This window comes from Nocardia sp. NPDC049707 (assembly GCF_040674855.1).
In the GTDB taxonomy this organism is placed as follows: Bacteria; Actinomycetota; Actinomycetes; order Mycobacteriales; family Mycobacteriaceae; genus Nocardia.
Window position 1 is genome coordinate 1 of sequence record NZ_JBFANN010000027.1, and the last position, 20,881, is coordinate 20,881.

General features: G+C 62.8%; 21 protein-coding genes. 5 read left to right on the forward strand and 16 right to left on the reverse strand.

Annotated features, from left to right (window positions below):
• The 11 genes from AB0J29_RS22860 to AB0J29_RS22910 all read right to left on the reverse strand — a co-directional run.
• Nucleotides 1–248 (reverse strand): WXG100 family type VII secretion target (locus tag AB0J29_RS22860; protein WP_364789591.1); only part of this gene is annotated, 248 nt, incomplete at its 3' end.
• Nucleotides 245–583, reverse strand: coding sequence for an ESX-1 secretion-associated protein (locus tag AB0J29_RS22865; protein WP_364789594.1), 339 nt, complete (start codon nucleotides 581–583; stop codon nucleotides 245–247). The genes AB0J29_RS22865 and AB0J29_RS22860, both read right to left, overlap by 4 nt.
• A gap of 500 nt (nucleotides 584–1,083) precedes the next feature.
• The gene (locus tag AB0J29_RS22870) at nucleotides 1,084–1,209 is read right to left on the reverse strand and encodes a hypothetical protein (RefSeq protein ID WP_364789597.1); all 126 of its coding nucleotides are present in this window, start codon (nucleotides 1,207–1,209) and stop codon (nucleotides 1,084–1,086) included.
• 28 nt (nucleotides 1,210–1,237) lie between these two features.
• A complete protein-coding gene (locus AB0J29_RS22875) occupies nucleotides 1,238–1,774 on the reverse strand; it encodes a hypothetical protein (protein WP_364789600.1) in 537 nt (178 codons plus the stop codon).
• A gap of 8 nt (nucleotides 1,775–1,782) precedes the next feature.
• Nucleotides 1,783–2,676, reverse strand: coding sequence for a hypothetical protein (locus AB0J29_RS22880; protein ID WP_364789603.1), 894 nt, complete (start codon nucleotides 2,674–2,676; stop codon nucleotides 1,783–1,785).
• Nucleotides 2,673–2,984 carry a type VII secretion target gene (locus AB0J29_RS22885; protein ID WP_364789606.1) on the reverse strand — a complete coding sequence of 104 codons (312 nt, stop codon included), beginning with the start codon at nucleotides 2,982–2,984 and terminating at the stop codon, nucleotides 2,673–2,675. The genes AB0J29_RS22880 and AB0J29_RS22885 overlap by 4 nt, the downstream gene beginning before the upstream one ends.
• Nucleotides 2,974–3,771: a hypothetical protein gene (locus AB0J29_RS22890; protein ID WP_364789609.1), complete on the reverse strand. Its 798-nt coding sequence runs from the start codon at nucleotides 3,769–3,771 to the stop codon at nucleotides 2,974–2,976. Before AB0J29_RS22890 ends, AB0J29_RS22885 begins: the two co-directional genes overlap by 11 nt.
• A gap of 540 nt (nucleotides 3,772–4,311) precedes the next feature.
• A complete protein-coding gene (locus AB0J29_RS22895) occupies nucleotides 4,312–4,833 on the reverse strand; it encodes a hypothetical protein (protein ID WP_364789612.1) in 522 nt (173 codons plus the stop codon).
• Nucleotides 4,834–4,890: 57 nt separating this feature from the next.
• Nucleotides 4,891–5,481: a DUF3558 domain-containing protein gene (locus AB0J29_RS22900; protein WP_364789615.1), complete on the reverse strand. Its 591-nt coding sequence runs from the start codon at nucleotides 5,479–5,481 to the stop codon at nucleotides 4,891–4,893.
• A gap of 191 nt (nucleotides 5,482–5,672) precedes the next feature.
• The gene (locus AB0J29_RS22905) at nucleotides 5,673–5,879 is read right to left on the reverse strand and encodes a DUF397 domain-containing protein (protein WP_364789617.1); all 207 of its coding nucleotides are present in this window, start codon (nucleotides 5,877–5,879) and stop codon (nucleotides 5,673–5,675) included.
• Nucleotides 5,876–6,754 carry a helix-turn-helix transcriptional regulator gene (locus AB0J29_RS22910; RefSeq protein ID WP_364789620.1) on the reverse strand — a complete coding sequence of 293 codons (879 nt, stop codon included), beginning with the start codon at nucleotides 6,752–6,754 and terminating at the stop codon, nucleotides 5,876–5,878. The genes AB0J29_RS22905 and AB0J29_RS22910 overlap by 4 nt, the downstream gene beginning before the upstream one ends.
• A gap of 248 nt (nucleotides 6,755–7,002) precedes the next feature.
• Between AB0J29_RS22910 and AB0J29_RS22915 the strand changes: the two genes are divergently transcribed.
• The 5 genes from AB0J29_RS22915 (at nucleotide 7,003) to AB0J29_RS22935 (ending at nucleotide 8,665) form a co-directional block, all read left to right on the forward strand.
• A complete protein-coding gene (locus tag AB0J29_RS22915) occupies nucleotides 7,003–7,188 on the forward strand; it encodes a hypothetical protein (protein WP_364789623.1) in 186 nt (61 codons plus the stop codon).
• 254 nt (nucleotides 7,189–7,442) lie between these two features.
• A complete protein-coding gene (locus AB0J29_RS22920) occupies nucleotides 7,443–7,571 on the forward strand; it encodes a hypothetical protein (RefSeq protein WP_364789626.1) in 129 nt (42 codons plus the stop codon).
• 361 nt (nucleotides 7,572–7,932) lie between these two features.
• Nucleotides 7,933–8,229 carry a hypothetical protein gene (locus AB0J29_RS22925; RefSeq protein WP_364789629.1) on the forward strand — a complete coding sequence of 99 codons (297 nt, stop codon included), beginning with the start codon at nucleotides 7,933–7,935 and terminating at the stop codon, nucleotides 8,227–8,229.
• Nucleotides 8,226–8,537 (forward strand): hypothetical protein, encoded by a 312-nt coding sequence (locus AB0J29_RS22930; RefSeq protein ID WP_364789632.1) that lies wholly within the window; start codon nucleotides 8,226–8,228, stop codon nucleotides 8,535–8,537. Before AB0J29_RS22925 ends, AB0J29_RS22930 begins: the two co-directional genes overlap by 4 nt.
• Nucleotides 8,534–8,665: a hypothetical protein gene (locus tag AB0J29_RS22935; RefSeq protein WP_364789635.1), complete on the forward strand. Its 132-nt coding sequence runs from the start codon at nucleotides 8,534–8,536 to the stop codon at nucleotides 8,663–8,665. The genes AB0J29_RS22930 and AB0J29_RS22935 overlap by 4 nt, the downstream gene beginning before the upstream one ends.
• 239 nt (nucleotides 8,666–8,904) lie before the next feature.
• Here AB0J29_RS22935 and AB0J29_RS22940 read toward each other — a convergent pair whose 3' ends face one another.
• The 5 genes from AB0J29_RS22940 to AB0J29_RS22960 all read right to left on the reverse strand — a co-directional run bounded on the left by AB0J29_RS22940 (nucleotide 8,905) and on the right by AB0J29_RS22960 (nucleotide 20,871).
• Nucleotides 8,905–12,618 carry an ATP-binding protein gene (locus AB0J29_RS22940; RefSeq protein WP_364789638.1) on the reverse strand — a complete coding sequence of 1,238 codons (3,714 nt, stop codon included), beginning with the start codon at nucleotides 12,616–12,618 and terminating at the stop codon, nucleotides 8,905–8,907.
• A 241-nt stretch (nucleotides 12,619–12,859) separates the two neighbouring features.
• On the reverse strand, nucleotides 12,860–14,095 hold the full coding sequence (locus tag AB0J29_RS22945; RefSeq protein WP_364789641.1) for a TIGR02679 domain-containing protein: 1,236 nt from the start codon (nucleotides 14,093–14,095) through the stop codon (nucleotides 12,860–12,862).
• On the reverse strand, nucleotides 14,092–18,219 hold the full coding sequence (locus tag AB0J29_RS22950; protein WP_364789643.1) for a TIGR02680 family protein: 4,128 nt from the start codon (nucleotides 18,217–18,219) through the stop codon (nucleotides 14,092–14,094). The genes AB0J29_RS22945 and AB0J29_RS22950 overlap by 4 nt, the downstream gene beginning before the upstream one ends.
• A gap of 10 nt (nucleotides 18,220–18,229) precedes the next feature.
• Complete coding sequence (locus AB0J29_RS22955) at nucleotides 18,230–19,384, reverse strand: TIGR02678 family protein (protein WP_364789647.1); 1,155 nt, start codon at nucleotides 19,382–19,384, stop codon at nucleotides 18,230–18,232.
• Nucleotides 19,381–20,871, reverse strand: coding sequence for a DUF2397 domain-containing protein (locus tag AB0J29_RS22960; RefSeq protein ID WP_364789650.1), 1,491 nt, complete (start codon nucleotides 20,869–20,871; stop codon nucleotides 19,381–19,383). Before AB0J29_RS22960 ends, AB0J29_RS22955 begins: the two co-directional genes overlap by 4 nt.
• Nucleotides 20,872–20,881: the final 10 nt, after the last annotated feature.

Consider the following 20,881-nt stretch of genomic DNA (forward strand, 5'->3'; position numbering starts at 1 on the left):
GCGTGGGCCGCCTTCGCCGCGTCGCTCACATCCTTCACACCCTCAACGAATTCCCTAGCGCCAGTGACCCATTGAGCATGGGCATCGGCATAGGCCTGGGCGGCAACGCCTTCCCACCCACTGCCGGTCAGAGTAGCGACCCGGTCGTCGATCTCATCGAGATGCTCGCCGATGAAGCCAGCCAGACCCGACAGACGGACCACGATCTCATCGAGATGGTCGAGATCAACCGAGAATTGAGAGTTCATGGCAGATCCAAACTCGAAGTGTTCAATGGGATGGCGTTGCTCTCATCTCCCGCCTGGTAGGTGTCGGCGGTGACGCCGAGCTTCTCCGCCATGCCGGTCAGGGCGGTCATGATCTGGACACCGCCATCACGTACTTCTGTCCAGCCCTCGGAGAACTTGTTGGCCGCGTCCCCGGTCCAGCTGCCATCGGTCAGTGAAGCGACGTCCTTCGCGGCGGAATCCAACGCCGTGCGCAGCGCCTCGGCCAACTCGTAGACGTACTTGCCGACCTCGCGCACCTTCTCGGGCACCACCAAGAGGTTCTGGCCAGAGGCTGGTGTCCCCCCATCACTCATAACGCGAATCCTAACCGACACCCGCTGAGGTAGCGATAGAGCGAGCTGGGAGACCTTGGGGTACTCGGCGTGTAGGTCAGTAGCCCCTTCGATAGCCGCCTTGTTGGGGTCGCCCGCTTTGAGTTCCGCGGCGTGGCTACCGATCTCGACATTTCGAGGGACACCGGACCGAGCTTCAGCGACGCGGCCACTCTGTTCACCGCACCCCGTCGAACACGCGGAGATCGAAGGTCCACAGCACGGCGCTGGATGCCGTTCACCAATCCGAACAGCATCACGGCCGTCGGCCGAAGCCAGGGGCACTGCCACCGTTGCTGCTTGCCAGAAAACAGAGTTTGATATCAGGCCATGCGCGAAGACGCCATCACGTTGTTTCACTAGCGCAGAACCACGACTGACGGCGGATCGCTCGAAAGTACCCAGCGCCGTCGGCTTATTTCGCTCCCAATTCGGATCGTTGAAGTCGGCGTGGAATGGCTCGAACCTTTCTTTCCCTCCTCCTACCTCGCGAAAGAAAGGTAGGTCACAGCGGCCAGCCGCATCGCGGCATCGAGGTCAGTCTCGTGAAAGGTTTCCGCCGACAGCGCCAACAGGCTGAAGAACTGGTTGAATCGCGCCTCCAGCACCGTCGCTTGGTGCTCACCGGACCGGCTATCAATCGACCGCAAATTTTTTGGTCAGCTCGGTTAGGAATTGAACGGATTTGCGTTTGTCGTCGTCTGTCAGGTGGAGGTCGCCCTTATCCGTCTGGGTTTCGGTATCCGAGATCTCGAGAATTGCGTTCCACTGATTGATTCGGGTAGCGAACCGTACCCTGTTCGAACGGTCTGTTCGCAGGTCGTAAACCCATACCGCCTCGCCCAGCTCTGGCTGCTTCACGAATCCACGGCGGCCCCATGTTGGGTCCGCATCGTCCGGTGCGTTTTCCACCTGGTAGTTCCCAATCGGGTTCTGCCCCTGGGCAAGCGAGCACCCTCCGCTCCACTTAAGGACGAGGTCTGTCGAGACGATTGGGATGGATCGCACTTCGACGGCGTGCAACTCGGTTGTGAAGAAGTTCTTCAGAAGATCGCACAGCTGTCCCTGCGTCATCGTCGGTTGAGCCTGAGACGACACGGGTGTTGCAACGGGCGGCGACGAGGAGCATCCGGCCGCCAAGACCAGCACAGCAGTGGCGACCACGGTCAGCAAGCCAATCCTCACTGAGGCACCGTCCAATCCGACTTGTCCCCGTCCTTCGTCGACGCGTCGCCGATTGCTTCCCGGATTCCTTCGATTCCAGTACCGTACGAAGATTTGACCCCACTGGGCCACTTATTATCAGGCAGACCCTTTTGAATCTCCACAGTCTGCGATATTTTGTTACCTTCAATCATATTGGTCTTGGCGGCATCCCCCATACTTTTCACGATACCGACAATAAAGGTCCTTGCAGCCTCAACCACCTTTACCAACTCCTGCGCAACAGAGAGCGCACCCGAGAACGATATGGATAGCATACTCTTGACGCTGTTGAAGAAGCCGTCCTCAACCTTCGAGATCAACTCCTGCACTTTCGTGGCAATCTCGCCGTATAGAGTCAACTCTGCCGCAGCGATTGCTTCCAAGCTGGCTGCGATTTGATTAAATTCTATCGGTAAGTTGTCCAGTGCAGGCTGTTGCCTGGTTGCGCGCATTTCTTCGTACCTGGTAGCCGCATCGCCCGACCACTCCGAGAGTTTGGTGTTAATGAAGTCGCCTCCTGCGGCGACCAGGTTATTCCTGAGGTTGCGCCACTCGTTCGCGACGTCGATGAACTTGACTGGAACATCTAGATCGGGTTCGAGTTTCTTGAGCTTCTCCCAGGTTTCACGAATGGCAGCGTTTGCCTTGTCACGTTCGGCCCAAATCTCGTCGACGGCATCTTCAACCGACCCGGTCAACACCCCCACGGGGTTGTTCACGACGCCGGCATACCCGTTTGCTCGGACAAGCTTTACAAGGTGCCCGCAGGCTGAGTCCACCTTTGCCGGCAGATCTCCCACTTCAATTACCTTCGCGCGAAGATACGATGACTTTTCGAGCAAGCTTTGCCGGTTATCTGCGGCTGTCATATCTCCCCCTCGAGCCTTGCCAGCTTTCCTTTACTAGCGAGGTCTTCCGCTTCATACGTATCGGCCGCAGATTTAAGGACTTTGCCGATATCCTCGAAAACGGTGACACCTTCATTCAACCTGTCTCGGAAGTAGCCAGGGGCTGGTTGATACTTCGATAGGGCTTCCGCGAACGTGCCTGCTTCTGACGCAGTGATTTCAAGTTTTTTAGTTGTCTCAACTCCCGCCTTCAGGTTGCTGGCAGCTTCACCCCAGCTGGCGGCAGCCAATCTCATCGCTCGCAGGTTAAGTGTCAGCTTATCTGCCATCACCCATCCGTTCTTCTAGGAGCCGCAGCCGATGGTGGTCCAACTGATATTCCAGATCATCGTCTGCATAACGTGAATAGTCCCCCCGTACGATGCGCTTTGGACGCATGGAACGGATCTGATCGGCGCACCACAGGATTTCGTCTACGATCCGATCGGGCTGCGCGGTCGCTGCCCAATCATTTCGCACCTCGATCGACAGCACTCGGGATACGTCAGCGATCAGCCTGACGGGATGTTGTCCGTGAAATACGACTTGCCCCGATGCTTGGAAGTGGCCGCTGTTGATCATGCTGCTGGACGCGATGCTGTATTCCTCCCAGGTCCGAGTCTCGAGCAACACCATCAGAATTGTCCGGTGATCCGGGATCGCTGCCTCCGAAATTTCTTGCGGAGTCGGCCGACGACCAGATGCGTACAACTGGTCTATACGCTTCTCCACAGCGGCTCTGTAGGCCGCCATAAGTTCGGTGCCTACCTCGTGGGGAGCAACATAGCGGCTCCACTGCGGACGAATCAGAATGCGGATTGGAAGGCATCCGCGGTCGAGTTCCATTGAGGCGAAGGATGACCCGACACGGGTTGGAGTTGCGGATGAGTCAGCCGCCGCAAAGGCGGCCTGAGCCTGCGGCGTCGACTTGGTGACGGCCGGTGATGGTTTCGGCTCGACAGGAGGTTGCACCGAAACAGACTGGGCGGTGTTGGACCTCTTCGGTACAAGTGGCTCTTCGTCCCAGTACTCGTCGGGGTCGTCGTAGTGATTGAAGTATCCCCCGGCCACCATCACATCACCTCATAGCCTCTTGACCACTGAGCGGGACAGTGTCCTTTTGTGGTTTGAATTGACATCGAACCCCTCCCCTGCAGTTGGCTGCCCCCTACGGCGACGACTGCCTGTCAGCCTCTCGGGCGTCGTTCGGTTTTGTCAAGGTGGCGATGATCTTCCTTATCCTTGATTGCCTGGCCGCCAGGGTGATTGCTACTCCAGCAGCCGTGCAGCGCGACACCGAACCATCATCGTTGACGTGCGCTGTTGGGGCGCTTGGCATCTGGTTGGCCTCCCGGCTCGTCATGCGCTGACTGGCCTCAACCAATCACGCTCTCAGCGTGGCGCCTTCGATTGCTGCGTTGTTGGGGTCGCCCGCTTCGAGCTCCGCAGCGTGGCTGTTGAACTCGATCAGTAGACCGAGGGGCCGTCATCTACAGATCCATCCCGTGGGGGCGGCGAACTCCTGGGCGCTCGTACATGGTCGGCCATTGCGGGGTAATTCAGCATCCGGGCGTCCTTGATCGCGCTGGTCTGCGCACCCCAGATGATTCGAATCATTCATTTCGAGGCACCGACGGCCGGGGGCGATGTTACGCCCAGTTGGGTGGTCGTACCGATCTGGCTGACTCCCCAATCCGCCTTCAACTCGTTGTAGCGAGCGGCGAATTCTTGATCCTGCTCGACGTATTTCTGGGCGATTGTGCGGTGGAGGTTTTGGATCTCATCGACGATCTGGTAGTGCTGCGCGAGGATGTCGAATACGTTGTTGTCCGAGTCCTTGGCAGGATCGACGATCTTGGCCTTGCCGCGGAAGCGAGCCACGAGCGTGTTGGCCGAGCTCATGCCGTCCGTCGTCTCGCCGAGACCCCAGTTCTCTCGGTGCGAGATCTTTTCCGCGATCCGTTGAAGGTCCCGGATCTCTTCTTTGAAGGCTTCGCAGTCGCGTTCGATATACACGAACTCGTCGGCGTTAACCCGGACTTCGTTGCTGAAACTGACTGTCAGCTTACCGTCCTGGGCATCCTTGATCGCGCTAGCCAGCGGGCCCGCTGATAACGGTGTCGTGGATTCGCCGCTCATAGTTCGTTTTCCTCCCCAGGGGATTCCGGCCGGGATCAACCGGAGATCGATTCCAGCCTAAAGGGTGGCAGGCACCGTTGGAACAATCTGGCCCGCAAGGCGCTTCGCGATCTCGCAAGCATGCTGATTCCCAGTATCTCGGAGCCACGGCGGGTTATTGATGGTGATCTCGAGGCTGCCGCCTTTCAGCTCGACGTTGATCAGGCAGTCCGCGTGCGGATCCTGGGCGCCGACGTGGGACGTGAGCGCAGCCCGCCCGGCGATCGTTAGCTCCTCATCGACCGTAAAGTCCTTGTTGGCTCGCACCATCGCCAGAGTGAGGTTGGTGGTGTCGATCGTGGCGGCGTATCCATCGCCGCCAGCCTGAACCCAGCCACAGCCGCGCCACTTAATGCCACCGGGTCTATCTGCAGTGTCAGGCCCCTTGTTCTTCAGCTTCTCCGACTGAATGAGAGCCTGCGGGAGGTCTTTACACGCGTCGAACCCCGCCGGAACATCCGCCGCGATGGTCGGCGTCACCGCCGCAGTGTTCGTGCTGCCCTTCGATTCCCCACCGGAGTTGCACGCCGAAACCAGAATAATCAGCCCTGCACCGAGAGCCATACCCCGGACCACACCACTCCAGCTCGCCATCTCGTCCTCCCGCACCGATGCCATCCCAGACCTGGGGCCGGACCGGCTTCCCGCCCCCTGCAAGCTCGTCTAGACCGTACCGGCCAGGTCACCGGCACGCAAAGGGATCATCGCGGCTTCAATCCGGGACGAGCACTGAATCACAACCAACCCCAGATGCCGAGGAAAGCTCCTGGGGTTCCTACGATTTCACATGCACACGCCACTCAGGACAGCTCAAGCCCCCCGCTCTGCAAACCTGCCGTGAACGCATCCCACTCGGCGGGACTGAACACAAGAGCTGGGCTCATCGGGTCCTTCGAGTCCCGCACCCCGACCATGCCGCCGTCGAGGTGTGCGATTTCCACGCATGTGTCCTGGCTGGCTGACCTGCTGCTCTTGAACCATGCTGCGCCGGACAGGTCGATGCTCACGCTTGGTACTCCCTTGCAACTTTCAGTAGCAGTTCCCTGCTCATGTCTTCATCCAACGCTACCTGCTGGATCTGCGCGATTGCAGTTCGGTACTGCGTGATTTCCGCTTCTTGGTCCAAGTAAAGAGCCCCCGTGTAGCCCTGCACATACACCACGGGAGGCTCAGTCAGCCGAGATGTCGGATGCACTGGAAATTCCATCAACACAAACGATCCCGTGATCAGTCCACGGTGGCTTCCCACCTGCTGAGGGAGCACTCGGATCGACACGTTCGGCCACCGGCCGACGTCCGCGAGATGCCGGAGTTGTTCCGCCATCACGGCTGGACCGCCTACCTGATGGTGTAGCACCGACTCACTGAGGAGCACCCGCAGTTCGAAGTCGCTTGCACTGTCCCGCAACCTCAGCTGCCGTCGACTGTGGACCTCGATCAGTGTCTCCAGAGCCGCCGCAGCATGGCCGGGGAACTCGATCCAGGCGAGCGCCCGCCGATAATCCGGTGTCTGCAGCAGGCCAGGAACAAGGGTCAGCTGGAAGGTCGTCAACCGCTTCGCGGCCTCCTCCAACCCGATGAACAGGTCGAAATGAGCCGGAACCGCATCGCCGTGGCTGTGCCACCACCCCGGCTTCTTCGTCTCCGCGACGAGACCAGCCAGCGCCGCACTCTCTTCTGCGGTCGCGCCGTATATCTTGCACAGGACGCCGACGTACAGCTCCTTCAGCTTCGGACCGCGTTGGCCCGACTCCATCCGCCACAGCGTCTGAGGCGACACTTCGATAGCCCTGGCCGCTGCGGTGGGCGATACACCAGACTCCTCGCGGAGCCTCTTCAACTCACGGCCCAACATCCGACGCGGTACAGCCGAACCGGTCATTACGTAGCCTCACTAGTCTTTGGCGTGGAATTTGGAATGATCATGAGCGGCAATCTGGAAGTGCGCGAATAAGTTCCGCGATTCGCGGATAGAAATCTTCCAAAGTGCGCCCAATGAGCGTACTACTGAAGTCACCCCGATAGCCGGGAAATCGCCTCACGTCTCAGTGAATTGCTATGCCGCACAGATAGTTTCGGCCTCGGCTACTGGGTATTCCAGATCCTCACATCCATGTTCGGAGTATCCGCATGCACGACCTGCCCGTAACGAACCACAGCAAATTGCCTGTGATGACAATCGAATACGCCCACGCGGTGATGCAGGCCCACCTGGACTGCGCTGCGTCGATGTGCCCGGTCAAGGCGCAGGCAAAGAAACGGCTGATCGATGCCGGACGGTTGGTCCCGGCTGATGTTCCGCACCAGGGGTTCTGATATGGCCGACGATCCCATCCAACACCAGTATCCGAGCCATGCGATGGCACCGGCCCAGATGCATCGGGAAATATCCCGCGACCTACACACCGACTGCACGGTGCAGACGTGTGCGATGTTGCGCAGCTGTTGGACACGCTTGATCGAGACGGGACACCCGCACCCCACCGATTCGCCCGCCGACTGCCCGGGCTGTACCAGATCCTCTGCCTGACAACAGATCTCCGATACCGGACAACAAGGGGTGCAGCCCAATGCCCGCTCAGATCGTCTCTCTGATCGTCGCGCTCACCACCCTCCTTTACGGAGTGTGGCTGGTCTATGCCGTGGGGAAACTTCACATCGATCCGCGCGCGGAGAACACCAGTCAGGAGGGCCGGTGACCACGCAAAACTCGAACCGCCGCCGACCGCGAGCGGTGGACCACGATTCGGAACTGCCGCAACGTGATCCGTTCATCGGTCCACCGGCCGTCTACAGCGGCGCACCAGCCGATGTGGTCGAACGGTTCGCGGACGCGGTCCGCGAATGGGCAGATCAGCCCATGCCCACACAATCGTCCCGGTGCCGGGGTGTCGAGTCCCCCGGCACCGGGCGTGCCAACGGTTCGTCGCAGCCCCACCGCCAGGTCGATGCCGTGTTCCCCATCGGCACATCGACCGCCCAGCCAAACCACCCTGTCAGTGAAGACTGCTCCTCGTCGGCGGGTGCTTACCAATACGTGATCAGGAGGAACAGCACGGAATGAGCCCGGACATCAACATCTGCCAGCAGTACACGCAGTGGCGATCGACATCCGCCGATGCTGACGAGAGAAGGCCGAAAGCAGTCCGCTTCGAGTGGACCAATGGGCCGGAGCGCGTGATCGAGACTCGTCGTCACGACGAGCGGCTGGACTGTCGCTATTTCGTCGACCCCAGGCCACCGGCGACGCCCATGCAGACCTTGCTCGATGGACTGACCGACCCCAGTGCCGATGCCGCGGCACTCGCCGCACGGCTCACACCAACAGCCGCACCCCACGATGCAAGGCAGCGATGAGGCCGCGCCCGACCGCACTGGGTTGGATAGACCCGCTGGTCACCAGAATGCCGGAATGGGATGCCGCGCAGGTCCGGCGGCTGGCACGGCGGCTCGGCTACGCGCTGGTATGGCCGCCGGAAATCACGCTGGTGCCGCTGGCCGACCAGGTTCGCGGTGCGGATGTGGATGCAGTGATCACGCCGACGCCGCTGCATCTGGATGTGCTGATGTTGCATGCGGTTATGTGTGTCGCTGACGTCGAAATTGTCGCTCCGCGAATGTCTTTCGCTCGGTGGACCGCGTTCTCGTGTGGGCGGCGGGGATGACGAGCTGGAGCACGGCCGGGCTGGTGCTGGCGGCTGGTGTGCCGTTGGCGGTGTTGGTGTGGGCGGTGTGCTGGCCGGCGCGGGCGTCGCAGCGTAAGCCCAAGCGCAAATGGCGCGGAAATGAATAGCAAAGACCCACAAGAGTTTTGGATGCTTCACAAAGCGGTGGCGGGTGTGTAACTGTCAAGCGGTGTGCCGTCGGCTCGGATGTCACTGCGGTCGACCTCGACATATCAACCGCGATACACAATGTCGTGCCGCACGGCATCTGCACCTTCCTTGCCTGCTTCGTATTCGGCTATCCACACCGGCTGGTGTATCCCGCGGGCCAACGCGGCCTACGCCGTGGTGTCGTACTTCTTCGATTTCATGCATCCGCCGTGCCATCTCCGGGCCGCCAGCGATGCAACTCCCCACCCTGCCGCGTATGACGTGCCAGCACCGAGAAGTTCCGCAAAGACCCCCAGTTCTCGTAGTCGCCCACGACGACCAGGCGGCGGCGCGCACGAGTGACCGCGACGTTGAGCAGGTTCGGAGTAGCTGACGCCCAGTCACGGGCGCGCTTGCCGTCGGTCGCGGTGCCGAGAACCAAGATCACGATGTCGGCTTCCTTGCCCTGGGTGGTGTGCACAGTACCCAGGCGTGTGCCCGAGATCGGCATGCCGTTGGCACGCAAGTATTTCGCCAGCCCAGTCACGACATCACGAAACGGACTGACGATGAACACGGAGTTCTCGAGTCGGCGGCGTAGTTCGTCGTTCCGGGCTTTGTCCGTGCCCGCCCACTCCGGTGTCGGCTCCGCTGATTCCACGTCCATCGCCGCGGCAAGACGTTGCCGGATCATCCGCAATATCGTAAGGACATGCTTGCCCTCCACCGGGTTCCACTTCGGTCCGTCGGCCATGGCTGGAACATCTATCCAGAGGTTGCGCTCGCCCAACTCGAAATCTGCCGACCGGCCGCTGACCCCGTTCACCATCATGTGGTCGTAGGCGATTGCGTTGCTGACCTCGAACATCAAGCGGTCACAGCGGCGGTGGACACGCAGCGGTGAGCCGACCCAGATCTGGTCGAGCGAATCCAGATCAGGCAGCCACGTGCCGAACTTTGTCACGCGGTCGGCGACCGCCTGCACAGATGCACGCTGCGGCGCCCAGCGGACATCGACATCGAAGGTGTGGGCGAGGCGGCGCTGGCCTTGCCACGGCAAACTCACCACAGGTTCGAGTTGACGCGGGTCTCCGACAACAACCGCCCGTCGACTGCGCCACAGCGCTCCGACCGCAGCTTGCGGAGTGGCCTGTCCGGCTTCGTCGATACACAACCAACCCACGCTTTCGCGACCGAGGCCGGCGAACATCGTCGGCAACGAGGCGAAAGTGGTCGACAACGCGGGGACGACGAAGAACAGCATCTGCCACGCGGCCAGCACCGTGGATTCCGGGAGGTTGGTGGGACAATCTCCGGACACCACATTGATTGCAGCACGAAGATTGTCCCACGCCAATTTCGGTTCGGCGGCCAACGTCGCGTAGTGCAAGTCGAGGGCCGCGACGAGGACCTCGGAACGCGCCGTGGCGAACTCCTCGTCCATCCAGGGCGCCGACCGTTCCCGTGCTTCCATTGCCCCACGGTCATCGAGCGATGCGCCCCATTCCGGTCCAGGCACAGTCCCTGGCCACTCATGCCGCGCGTGGTCGAGTTGTGCACGCGCACGCTCTATTTCGGCCTCACGGCGGGATATCGCACGCTGAGCGGCCTGGGTGGTCAGCTGCGCCGACGATCGTTCTCGATCGCAGGCACCCAACTGCCCCTGTGCGGCGATCACCGCTCGATCGAGATCTATACGTCGGGAGAGAGCCACCCGCAGTTCCGCATCGCATTCCTCGCGCGATTCGTCGGCACGGCGCACCTGCCCCACGCAGTCCTCGACCGCGGCGGCGTACGGCGCCACGGCATCCGCCCAGTCACGGTCAGCACCTCGTGAGAAGAACCGTCGCCACCAGCCGGGGCGAGAAGCACCCTGAGCATGGAAGGCCGCCTCGGCGCGCGCAAGGGCGTGATCGGCCCGAGCTACGGCGTCCCGGGCGTCGGCGAGGGCGCTCTCTGCGGCCTCCACTTCGTTACTGCCGCGCTGCGCGGCAGCCCGCGCCCGAGTCAGCACTTCCACTATCTGCTCGCGGTGTGCGCGCAGCTCCCGCTCCCGACCGTCAAAGCCGAGCAGTTGACGGCGCAGCGCATCCAGCTCCGGATCAGGCCCACTGGTCAGGGCGAGACAATCCGCAATAGCAGCGCGGGCGGACGCCATGGCATCGACACGCTCGACGGCAGCGCGGAAGCGCTGCACAGCATCTCGCCATGACCGGGCGCGCTCGTCGGGCGCTACCTCCTGCAGATCGCGAAGAATCGAGTCGATTCCAACCTCTGTCTGATCGTCAGTGGCGTCGCCCCCGGACCTGGGTCCCCACCAGAACCGCTGCGCGAAGTCCCTGCGATTAGCGCGCTTGCCGAGCCGGGCGGCAATCGCGCCCCAGCACGGAACCTCGGCGAGATACGTCGCCGGGCCCGCGAAATACTCAGCGTCGGGAAACGCCTCGCGATCGATCGCTCCCACGGACGGAACTTCCAAGGTGATGTTCTCGACGGCGCCGTTGTTGGAGGAGGCAAAGACGATCTCGAAACCGGTCAGTTCGTCTACCAGCGGAGTCAGTTTCCGCAGCCATCCCTCGCCCTCTTCCCATCGAAGTTGTTGCTCACCGAAGGCGGCGCGCGGACCGGACAGCTCAGACAGCACAGTGGCCCTGTCGACGATGATCGAGGCGATCAGATCGCGGAGCATCGTCGTCTTTCCAGTGCCCGGTGGTCCATTCACGGCGTAAATACCACTGGCATGCGGATCGGCGAGCTCATCGATGATCGTGTTGATGGCGAACTGCTGACTCAGCGCCAGCGGATGCGCCGGCTTCTCCGGCCAGCGACCCAACGGCATCTTCTGCGGGTGTACCGCGCGCAACAACACCGACGGATCCCGGCGCACATCGACCCTGCCCGACGCTGCCGTCGATTCATCCTCGGTGAGGTATCGCGACAGCGCGGCGCCGACGTTGCCGCTGTCCAGCTCACGAGCGACACGTTCGAGGTCACCGACGTAGAAGCTGTTGAGCAGTTCGTCGCCGGAAACCTCGTCGGCCCGACGCTGGGGCACGGTGAAGCACTTCACCCAGATTCGTGACGGCTCGAGTACCTCGTCGACACCCAGCTCCTCGGAGACCCACCGCGCGATGGCGGCCAGGTCGTTGAGCTCGAGCACTTTCGTGCCCAGCGATTCACCGGTTGACTTCTCAGCGGTCGCCGTCCCGCCGGATTCGTCGTCTGTCCCGTCACGGCGGTCCTCGAGCGTCCCGATGGCGTCATCGGTTATCGCGTCAGTCACTGATTCCGCCACCGCCGACGCTGTTTCACCGAACCGGGACTCGATCACCGAACCCACCAGTCCAGGAAGCGAAGCGAGCCCACCGATACCCGCATCGATCGCGATCCGGGCAGCGACACCCGCGACCAATCGCACGGCCCGCGCGCCGCGAGATCGAACTTCGCCGTCCTCGATGGGAATACGACCGTCGCCGATGTCGAACAGCACCCGCAGCATACGGGCCTGTTGGTCGGCGAAACCATCGAGCCAGTCATCGGCACCCGGTCCTGGGGTACCAACCGTGCGGCCGACTGCCCAGGCGCACGATGACAGTGTCACGCTCGACTTGTAGAGCCGACCGGTGTCGTCGAGGGTCAGGCTCACCAGGGCGGTATCACCCTCTTTTCGACCACCTGGATCGGAAGGTTCATCGTCAGGTGCCAGTACTGTGTCCAGAACCTCACGCACCCGGTTGATACCGAAGACACCCGCGTAGACGGTGTAGCGCCAAACCTTGTCCTGCGGCGTGCTGCGGCGCGTATGCCAGGGCAACGTGGCTCCGGGATGCAGGTTGACAACATCGTTTTCACGACTGGGCGGGTCGACCTTCTGCGGAGTGAAGTACTCGACGGCACGCCAATAGCGCACAATCCGTGCTTGCCGACTCACCCGCAGATCGTCACGTCCCACAACCCCACCCCTGCTCGCTGATGGCGAAAACCACTGCCGCACTTGCGCTTAAGTGTAACTTGCCAGCTGCCGGCGCAAGGGGCGATGAGCAACTACATCCCACCCGGTCTCGGCACCGCCGCCGCCCAACGCTCCGGTTCGATGGCACCCTCATTCAGGTAGTCCGGGTCACCAGCTCGCGCAGCTCATGCTGAACCGTTTGGCAGGATGCGGAACAACATTAGGTCCGGTCCCACAGGTCACCCAGCAGATCATCCATGACCGATTCCTCGTGGACGGCCTGGCCGACGCGTTCCATTTCCTGTTCCAGACCGGGCTCCCACGGCGTCGTCACCGAGCGACCGGTCAGCGGGATGCGGGGGATGCCCGCGGATACTGCACGCAGATAGTCCTCGGCGCCCATCCGCCAGGGTTCGACACCGATAGCAACGAGGCGGCCGGTGATCGCCACGCCGGGCCAGTCGAAATCTCCGTGGTATCGGAGGCGGACTCGTTCGGCCACAAGCTGTCCGGCTGACGACGGGTTTCCGCTGAAACATACTGCGGGCCGATCGACACCGGATTCGGCGATGCGCTGCAGCACTTGGGGGTTCTCACATCCGCTGACGATCGTGGTAGCTGGAACCAGCTCGCGCGGTGCGACTGAAAGCTCAGCCAAGGTCAGGTGGCTGATCAGGCCCAGATCCGCACGAGCCTGCATCATCCGGGACCAAGGGTCGTTGCCTGGAGGCCGGAACCCCCAGGTGAGGACCGTCCCCGAGATCCTGTCCACCGACACACCGACCTGTTCCCACAGTTCGATGCGATCGCGGGGTGTCTGGGGATCGGCGGTATCGAGTGCGAAACCCAGGCCCCGCACAGCAATCCGACCGGCGAGCTGATCCGGGTCGAGCGCGTGCGCGGTGCCGCCGACAGTATTCGCCAGCTCACCGAGCATTCGCCGGGTCCGTGGATCGGCCAACACGATCGCGAGCGCCCGTGCCGCAATATCGAACTCGGCTACGGCACGACTGCCACCGCGAACCAGCAGCGTGGACTGATGCAACCATTGGACCCACAACCGCGCCCACTCGGACGCGCCGAAACCATTGCCGGACAACGACCTTTCGACATCGTCCCACAATTGCTGCAGCGTATCGCCGCGCGCCAGCCGCTCCGACGGTCGATCTCGCAGCGGACCGCCGGTGAGTTGGGCTACGACCGGGACCAACCCACTGCGGGCAGCACTGTTCCGTAGCGCGTCGTCGAGTTCGTTCAGTCGCAGGCGTCGGCGGCCGACCGCTATGCGCTGTCCGAGCAGACCTGAGAGCCGCTGCGCGGCATCATCATCCAGGTCGACCGTGACCGTCCCCGCGACCTTGTGCCCGGTGGTCTCCAACCGCTTGCGTACCCGGATCCACAGGTCCGCCAAGGCTGGGTCAGCTAGGTAGTGCCAGGTCTTCTCCGGCATGGTCATGCAGGTCGCACCACCTGCATGAAGGTTTTCTTCCGCCCATTCCATTGGATCCAGGTAGGGATCACAGCGCTACCACCGATCCTGCGGATCTCGTAGATGTCGAGTGCGGGTACCTCCGGCACCGTCCCCCACAGTGCGTGCCCGGTCATCACGAAATCGATGTCGAGGCGCACCAACAATCCCATCAGCTCACCGATCGCACGCTCGTCGACCTTGGCGAAGGCGTCATCGAGCAGGACCAAACGCAACGCTTGATCACTCGCCGGCAGACCCGACAGGAATCCGTCAGCGGCGGCGAACAACGTCACGTAGGACACGAATCGCGTCTCACCTTGAGAGATCTTGGCGCGCTTCGAGATTCGACGACGCTGGTTGGGCTCGGGCCCGACGATGGTGACCTCGACGGAGTGCCACGCGCGATAGTCGAGGGCTGCCCGCAAATGCGCCGTGTAGCCAACCGACGAGTCGGCAGCGTGCAACTGTTCGACACGGCGGCGGATCAGACCGACGAGCTCGTCATCGGCGTCCTCGGAACGAACGGCGTCGTTGGTGTTGACGAGTTCGATCAGACGCTGCAGCTCGGGGTTGGTGGTATCGAGGGACCAAGCGATCGACACACCGATGCCATGACTGGTCCGGCTACCGGAAAGGCTGGTGTCCATCGCTTTCATCAGCGCGTCGGATTGCTCGACCCGGCGACGGAGTTCGTCGGCGACACCACCGAGAACGAACTCGGTGAACACCCGCCGCTCCCGCTCGGACAACGCGGCCCGGCCCTGCTCGTCACGACGGATCAGGTAATCGAGCACCGCTGTGCAATCGTGGTGCTCCTCCGCACCCTCGACATGCACGAGGTAGACATCCGATTCGACATGGTGGGTGACATCGAGCTGCCCGCTCACCCCCGTCTCGAAACGCCGCAGCGCAGCGATCAACTGATTGAGTCCGACCGGCTTCGACACCTTCCATGCGGTTCGGGCCGCGCGAATCACCCGACGGATGCGCTCCCGATCCGTGGTATCCGCGATCCGCTCCACGGCGGCCTCCGAAGCGGCAGCCGCCAAGCCGGGCAACCGGAGGCGGGTATCGACAGCGACTCCAGCAATCCGCATCTCGTCGATACAGGTCCGAACATTGGCATCTGCGAGGTCGCGATCATGTTCGGCCAAAGCGCATTTCGAGACGAGATCGGTTTGCTTACGACCGAGCTCACCGAGCTTGTCCTTGGTGTTTGCATAGGCTCTTTTGCTGCGTCCGAGCTCGTCGTGCAGCTGCTGCACCGAAAGATCCAGCGCCGCATGGCGAGCGGCGACGTCGTTGGCTTCCTGCACCCAATCTCGACGCCGAGCCTCCGCGGCGAACTCCGCGTTCTCCCGTCGAGTGCGTGCCTCGGCGAATTGCTCAGGCGTGCCGACAAGCCGGTCGGCCGCATCGGTTACCTCCCCAAACGCCTTGCGCAGGTCCCGGCAGGACTGCTCGGCCTTTGTGCAATGTTTCTCGATCGTCGCTAGTTGATCGGCTGCAACGGGGAGACCCGCACTATCGCACTGCCTGCTGTGGGTCTGGAATTCTGTGCTCCACTCTTCCCGAGCGGTGGTTGCCGCGCGTTGTTGCGAGTGTGCCGTGGCTTCGGCATCGGCCGCATCGCGTTCGGCGAGCCGAGCGGCCTGCCGCTGCAGATCGAGCTCGCGCGTGCGTGGCGCAGTTGCCAAGTGTCCATCGAGTTCGACACGGTGCCGGTCGATCTCGGCTTGTGCAGTCTGGCGATTCTCGGTCGCGGTAGCGAGATCATCGAGTCGGCTTTCGATCTGCGCGAGTTCTGCCGCACGGTTCGCGGCGCGCGCCGCAGCGCCGATATGGAGCGCTGCGGGTTGCGTGTGGCGACCGGCTAGGACTCCGTTTCGCCAGCTGCCATCGGTGGCGACCGTGGTTCGACTGTCGGGATCGTCTAGGCCGACCCTGGCCAGAATCGATCCGATCACGTCAGCTGGCACATCGGCTGCCGGATCAGGACGCAGTGCGCCCGATAATGGCGACTGGGCGGGTATGTCGGCCGTGGTCAGCAGAATCTGTCCGTCTTCGGCCTGAACCGTAGCGTCGAGAGCGACTGTCGCCGTGAGTAGGCCGGAAGCAAGAAGAGCGGCTTCGATTCCAGCGCGCTGCTCGGAAGTGAGATGTGGTTGGAAGTCGACTGCGGCCCACAGCGGGACCCCCGAGTGAACGTGATGCCACGAACTGGTCGGAGGTTCGGGGTCGCGCTCGGCCAGCAGGTCGTTGCGACGCGCTTCGAGCTCGGCGCGGCAGAGATCATCGGCTCGCTGTTCGTCCACCAGAGTACGGCTCCGGACAGCCAGATCCTCCCTGACCGGTATCGCGGCACGCTCGGGTGCGGCGTCGAGTTCGGCCAGGACGTCATCGGACTCAGAATCACCACAGAGCGCTTCGAGGTCGACAGCCAGCACCTCCGATAGTGCCGCCGGCCACACTGCGCCCGGAATGATCCGTGTGGTCTCCGGCGACGAAACCCATTCCCGCCAGCGCCGATTCAGCTCGATAGCCAGTTCGTCACGCGCCTGCGCGCTTGCCGTCGCAGCAGCCCTGCGGGTTTCCGCGGTCTCCGCCGCCTGCTCGGCGCGACTCTCCTGATCCAGCACCCGATCCAACACGGTATCGAGCCGGCGCGCCTCGGCTGTTCGACGCTCGACGAGGCGACCACGTTGGAGCGCCGCCTCCGCACAACGGCTCGCAGATTCAGTCGCATACGACAGATCAGATGGCTCCAGCGTCCACGGAGGCAGGATCGGTCGAGTGATCGACACCGGCGGCCCATCCAACGAGTCCGTCACCACGGCCGTCACCGCGCCGACAGTCATCCGATCGAATCTGAGGGCGTCCGGTAGTTCGCCAGCGGTCAGGCCGATGTCGGACAGCCGGTCCTTCGCGATACTCAACTGTGCCGTAGCGGCACCGACCGCCGCGTCGACCGCGGCCACGCCCCGCTCGACGGACTCGACGAGCTGCTGCTCAGCCCTGCGCGCCTGATCTGCTCCGCCCAACGCCGTGTCGGCGAATTTGCGCAACACCGCGACGTGCTCGTCCCGCAACTTCAGGTCGTCAGCCTCCGCGAGTTCGGGACGATCGCTGAGGACCTCGATCGCGCCCCGCAAGGTGTCCAGCTCTTCGGTCAGCTCACCGATCGTCTGATCGACCCTGGCCTTCTCCTCGGCGAGCTCGACGACCTCGGCGATCCGTGCCTCATGCGCGCCAACAGCCGTCTCGACCGCGTCGAGCGCCGCTTCCAGTGCCGCAACACCGGCGGTGAGTGTCGTTGCGGCATACCGCCGGTACACGTCGTGGAATTCCCGCATGTAGTCCAGCGTTTCCGACAGTCGCTGTTGAGCCAGCCTGGTCTCGGACAAATCGTCGAGTCGGTCACCGGCGGCTTCCAGCATCTGCTCACTCAGCGGAGGCAGCGCATCGGACAAAATCTGCGGCAGCTTGCCCTCGTCGATGCGATTACCAACGTCCGGGGACCGCAGGGTGTGGAGCAACTGCATGAGGCCGGTGAACCGGTCGCGACCGGACTCTCCGTGCAGGCCGAACACCTTCGCGCGGACGGCCTCCCGATGCTGCTCGGCATCGCCGAGCCGATGCGCCCCGACCAGCTCGGCGAGTTGATCACGGGCCAGTGGGTCCCGATTGTCCGCGACAAGTTTCAGGTCGTGTCCGACGCGCCGCTCGGTGGTGAAGTAGTGGACTTCACTCCGCCTGGCGGACGCGCTGTATCGAATGTGCGCGCCCAGAGTCAGATACTCGCCGGGGCGAGTCAGTTCGAGCCAGAGGTATCCCACCCGATTCGTCTGGTTCCCGATACCGGTGTGCATGAGTTCGTCGAGGCTCACCTTTTGTGAGCCGGTCGCATCCATACGGCGGCGGTCGGCGTCGAGTAGGAACGGCAGAAGCATCTCCAGCGCCCTCGACTTGCCGGAGCCGTTCGAGCCGCGCAGGATCAGACGGCCACCGGACAGCGTGAATTCGGTGTCGATGTAGTGCCAGACATTCACCATGCCCGCACGAGACAGCCGCCAGCGATTCTCGAAGTGCTTCGAACCCACGGTGGTCATCGAATTCTCCTCATTCGAAAGTCAGCTGGGTGCCGCCGGATTTGGGCTGTGGCCGGTAGCGAGCGGCGGCGGCATTCAGCACGAGCGCGTCAGGTGTCGGGTCGGCCAACCGCAAGGTCGTCAGCAGCGCCACAGTGTCGTCGCGCAATGCCCCTGGCGCATCGGCATATTCGGATCGCCAGGCGCGCCCGTATGCGCGAACCAGTTCGGCGAGCACCAAGTCGACCACCGGCCATGCGAATTCCATACTGCCGGTGACGCCGTCGTCCGTCAGGTCGAGCAACGCGCCGATCAGGAGCAATGCGGCCTGCTTCACACTTCCCGTCCCTGGGAACTCGATATCGGACAACGAACCGGCCGGGTCGTATCCGAGAGCTCCCTCTGCTCGGACCTCGAGCACCAGACCGAAAGCCTCACCCAGCATTCGAGTCAATTCGGATCGCTCACGGGACAGAACATCAAGCTCGTCGGGATCGAGATCGGACCGCAGGACGACCGGCTCCTCAACCAATCGGCGCCGCAGCCTGCGACGAGGCGCGTCGGGTTGTGGGGTCAGCAGATCGCGGCGGTCAGCCCCTGAGCCGATCGACCGCGTCAACAGGTGCGGTAGTAGCGGGCGGCAGATCGTCAGCAGCGCCTCCTCGGCCGACTCACCCCACTGTGCGACCGTACCGTCCACCTCGGTCAAGACTCCCCACTCGAGAAGCACCGCCAGCGCGGCGACCAGCAGTCGACGATCGGCGATGCTGTCCGACAACGGGATCTCTTGCTGGGCTGCATCGGTGCGGATCTGGGTGACGAGCGCCGACAGCAAGATCTGCTCGCCCACCCCCGGAGCCAACAGTGCGCCACAGGTCAGTACGAGGAGCGTGTAGCCCCTGGCACCGAATGGTGTCCCGTTGCGGCGATACACGACTCGCTCCGTGGCACTGTGTTCCGGCGGCAACTTGGCCAGCCGCGCGAAACTTGCCTCCACCACAAGGTGGTATCCGACAGTGGTAGCGAACAGCTTTCGGAGGGTCACCGCATGCTTGCGGATAATCGCCATCGACTCTGGAGCGCGCGCGGCAGTGACGATCGGTGTTCGAAGCAGGATCCGCGCGGCCTCGCGGACCTCGGCGGCATCCTGTCTGCTGGTGGCGAGAGTCCTGTCCGAATTGGTCATTGCGCCTGCTCCCATGGATTTTCGTCAGCCGGACTGCACCTGAGCTGATACCCGTGCACGACCAAGGATCCGTCGGTCGAGGTGACTGTCGTCGAACCTCCGGGTACCGCGTGCAGAATCACGCCGAGATCCTGATTCGTGATGGACGCAGACACTGCCGAATCCGGTGCCGTCGCAAGCAGGCGGGCGAGTTCGTCGAGCAGCACGGCCCGGGCGTGTGGTGACAGGTGGGCGCCGTCGAGCTGCCCTGCGGCGGAGAGTTCAGCGGCCACCTGAGCATTGCGCTCTGCTTCAGCACGGACAGCGGCCTCGACTATCGCCCGGTCGGCGCTGATATCGGGTACCCGGGCCGATCGCCCCTTTGCGGCCCGGGTACCTCTCTGCCGCAGCGAAACCGGCACATCGATAGGGTCCGCAGCCACCCATGAAGTCATCGGTCCGATCCTGGGGTCGGGTTCCTCCGGCCCGAGTGACAGGTGTCGAGTCGACCAGGCCCCGAACGCCGCGGCGAATATCCGATGGGCTTCGCGGTCTCCGGACTGGTTGAGCCAACCCGCCAGTCGCAGCAGATCGGCACGCCGGGAAAAACCCGTCGAGGACGAGTGGAGCATCCGCTTGGCATTGACCAGCAGCTGGCCCAGCGCCTGACCGGCCGCAGCACGCAGCTGTGCCGGGCCCGAGTCCTGACCGGAACCGGTGTACCACTGCTGCAGTTGCTCCCAGTCCGAACGGTTGCGACCGCCCGAACGTTCTACTGCCGCGAGGTTGCCCAGCTCGAGCCTTGGCACCGAATCCAGCACGGCCAGAATCTCATCCAGATTCTGCGACACCGATGTCAGCCTGTCAGCGATCAAGGGAGCATGCCGATTCACATCCGCCGTGATCAGGTCGACGTAGTCCAGCAGCAGCCCCTTGAACTGTGCGTACTCCGCGCCGTGCAGGTCGAAGCGACTCAACACACCGGCCAGGTACGCATAGAAGTCCGTGACACTGGCGGTGAAGAGCCGCTGATTGTTGAAGATCGTCGTCACGATGCCGGCCAACCGGTCGGCCCGATCCGAAGACATCGGGAGCTGCACAGTGGTTATGACCTCTGACAGCGATTCGGCGATCTCGCCGAGTAGTTCCCGCGCAACCTCACGTGCGCCGTCGGCGGCTTCCATGATTTCCACAGCGCTGCGATGCACCCGGCCGCCGAGACTCGACACTTGATACCTCGAACGCGCCCGCAGGTAGTCCTGCACAGTGGTCACCCGGGCATCGCGCAGCGAGGGCACCAAATTTCCCCACCGCACCAGCTGTCGGCACCGAGACTCGACGACATCCGCATCGAGCAGCAAGCCGTCGCGACCAAGTTGCTCGGCCACAGTGGCCGCAGACATATCCGCAAGTAGTGACGCCGTGAATCGCGTCATGATGGCGACATATTCGACCCGCTCATCCGCGGCGAGGTAGCGGAAGAGATCGAGGTGCGCAGGTGTGGACATCGGCATGGCA

What these genes read in the sequence shown, in the direction of transcription:
- AB0J29_RS22925 (WP_364789629.1), top strand. Translation starts at nt 7,933, where the DNA reads ATGAGCCCGGACATCAACATCTGCCAGCAGTACACGCAGTGGCGATCG.
- AB0J29_RS22935 (WP_364789635.1), top strand. Translation starts at nt 8,534, where the DNA reads ATGACGAGCTGGAGCACGGCCGGGCTGGTGCTGGCGGCTGGTGTGCCG.
- AB0J29_RS22930 (WP_364789632.1), top strand. Translation starts at nt 8,226, where the DNA reads ATGAGGCCGCGCCCGACCGCACTGGGTTGGATAGACCCGCTGGTCACC.
- AB0J29_RS22865 (WP_364789594.1), bottom strand. Translation starts at nt 583, where the DNA reads ATGAGTGATGGGGGGACACCAGCCTCTGGCCAGAACCTCTTGGTGGTG.
- AB0J29_RS22915 (WP_364789623.1), top strand. Translation starts at nt 7,003, where the DNA reads ATGCACGACCTGCCCGTAACGAACCACAGCAAATTGCCTGTGATGACA.
- AB0J29_RS22880 (WP_364789603.1), bottom strand. Translation starts at nt 2,676, where the DNA reads ATGACAGCCGCAGATAACCGGCAAAGCTTGCTCGAAAAGTCATCGTAT.
- AB0J29_RS22955 (WP_364789647.1), bottom strand. Translation starts at nt 19,384, where the DNA reads ATGACCAATTCGGACAGGACTCTCGCCACCAGCAGACAGGATGCCGCC.
- AB0J29_RS22910 (WP_364789620.1), bottom strand. Translation starts at nt 6,754, where the DNA reads ATGACCGGTTCGGCTGTACCGCGTCGGATGTTGGGCCGTGAGTTGAAG.
- AB0J29_RS22950 (WP_364789643.1), bottom strand. Translation starts at nt 18,219, where the DNA reads ATGACCACCGTGGGTTCGAAGCACTTCGAGAATCGCTGGCGGCTGTCT.
- AB0J29_RS22895 (WP_364789612.1), bottom strand. Translation starts at nt 4,833, where the DNA reads ATGAGCGGCGAATCCACGACACCGTTATCAGCGGGCCCGCTGGCTAGC.
- AB0J29_RS22920 (WP_364789626.1), top strand. Translation starts at nt 7,443, where the DNA reads ATGCCCGCTCAGATCGTCTCTCTGATCGTCGCGCTCACCACCCTCCTT.
- AB0J29_RS22960 (WP_364789650.1), bottom strand. Translation starts at nt 20,871, where the DNA reads ATGTCCACACCTGCGCACCTCGATCTCTTCCGCTACCTCGCCGCGGAT.
- AB0J29_RS22885 (WP_364789606.1), bottom strand. Translation starts at nt 2,984, where the DNA reads ATGGCAGATAAGCTGACACTTAACCTGCGAGCGATGAGATTGGCTGCC.
- AB0J29_RS22945 (WP_364789641.1), bottom strand. Translation starts at nt 14,095, where the DNA reads ATGACCATGCCGGAGAAGACCTGGCACTACCTAGCTGACCCAGCCTTG.